This window comes from Lysobacter sp. CCNWLW3, from assembly GCF_036697405.1.
In the GTDB taxonomy this organism is placed as follows: domain Bacteria; phylum Pseudomonadota; class Gammaproteobacteria; order Xanthomonadales; family Xanthomonadaceae; genus Lysobacter.
Genome location: NZ_JBAHWA010000036.1, coordinates 1 through 1,632, shown reverse-complemented (window position 1 = coordinate 1,632; position 1,632 = coordinate 1). Strand labels below are relative to the sequence as shown.

Genomic DNA, 1,632 nt, shown 5'->3' with positions numbered 1-1,632 from the left:
GTTGCCGTAGACCCAGCCGGTCGCGGGGCCGAACGGGGCGTAGCCGGCCTGGTTGAGCAGCACCGTGCGGCTGCCGCTGGCCCGCAGCAACCGACTATAGGTGAACTGTGGGTGTCCTTATTTTCGTCCTCGTTTCGTCGCCCTCGTTTCGTCCCGCTTATTCCCCCTACTGCAGAATTTGGGGGGGGCTTCGTTTCAAGATAGCGCTTATTCACCGTTGCCCCAGTCTTCTGAACGCCAATCTCGACTTCTATTTTCCATCATCAAAAAATATGCCCTGAACCTGGTAGACCCACCCAGGAAACGCATCGTGCACGGAGTAATGCAGCAAAAACTTGCTCACCTCCTCCTTTGAAGGAGCATAAGAACCAAAAACTTCCATTGCCTCTTGGGCCGAGAACGTATCTATGACATAGTCGAAGCCAGCATTCTTCAAATGCGCAGGCGTGCTGAGTTCAGAATCAAGAGGACCAATTTGAGCAACCGAATCAGGCGAAAACGGCTTTCTAGCAAAGACAGCATGGCCATCAGGCTTATCTAAGATCACCGAAAGCGCTTCGTAAAGAGTCATAGTTGTCACCAAGCATTCCCCCATTCAGCATAACCACCAGTGCCATTTGGATGAAAATTCGACTGCCATTGCGATCCAGTATGTTGATACCGCGGCACCAACTGCATCACCCCAGGACGTCCGGGCACATGATGCCATGACCATCCGTCAGGGCTATTTCCGGTTCTAGCGGGTAGCCTGACCCCTAGCATCTCCATCATTCTCGCAAATGCGGGGTCACTTCTCATTGCTTGCGCCAATTGCGCATTAGCATCTCGATTATGCACTGGGCGGCTCCCGGAACCAGTATTTGGGATATTGGTCTCGTAAGGCATTGAATATGGGTTATACGGCCCTCTTGGGAAAACTTCATCTCTACCACACGAGTTTCCGTATTTAGCCCTCTGCTCCAGTCGCATCTGCTGCAGCAGCCTTGCCATAGCACTGAAGTCCCGCCCATTATAACCCTGTCCGCGCGGGCCTACAGTGTAATAATTAAAAGAAGGATTATATTGCCGGGCCTCAATAATCATCAACTGCACTCGGGCATGAATTACAGAGGCTGATGATGGCAGCGAAGCCGTACGTTTACTTAGGCCATCTGCATCCATTCCCGCAAATGGACTGCTATCCACGTACGCAAATGTACCGATGCCGCCTGCCAACCCAATCGGATCGCTCTGCACATACCGCCCACTCTCCGGATCGTAGTCTCGGAAGTAGTTGTAATTCAGCCCCGTAGCGACGTCATACCGCTGCCCCGGGAACCGCATGTCGAACACAAAGTTCGTGCTGTCCAGATCCGGATCCTGATTCGGCGCGCTGTTGCCGAAGGCCTCGCCCTGTAGCGCCCAGGTCCAGATCGCGACGTCGCGGCTGCGGTCGATGACGGCACGCGGGGTGCCCAGGTGGTCGGGCTCGATGTAGTGCAGTTTCTGGTTGGCGCCCGCGCCGGCCAGCAGGCCGACCGGCAGGTCGTCCAGCCAGATCGCCTGTTGCAGGACGGCGCCGTTGTGGTCGTAGTCGCCCAGCCAGCGGCCGGACTCGTCGTAGACCGTGTAGGTGTTGACCGCCGGGGTGCC

The 1,632-nt window shown here is 55.6% G+C and carries 2 protein-coding genes; both read right to left on the bottom strand.

Going from position 1 to position 1,632, the window contains the following annotated elements:
* Positions 1 to 250: 250 nt before the first annotated feature.
* Positions 251 to 571 (bottom strand): hypothetical protein, encoded by a 321-nt coding sequence (locus tag V1318_RS21665; RefSeq protein WP_332941847.1) that lies wholly within the window; start codon positions 569 to 571, stop codon positions 251 to 253.
* Between the two features lie 5 nt (positions 572 to 576).
* Positions 577 to 1,632: RHS repeat-associated core domain-containing protein (locus V1318_RS21660; RefSeq protein WP_332941846.1), on the bottom strand; the 1,056-nt coding region annotated here is incomplete at its 5' end.

Bases quoted from the DNA above. Each gene is read 5' to 3' on its own strand.
- V1318_RS21665 (WP_332941847.1), bottom strand. From the start codon at position 571: ATGACTCTTTACGAAGCGCTTTCGGTGATCTTAGATAAGCCTGATGGC.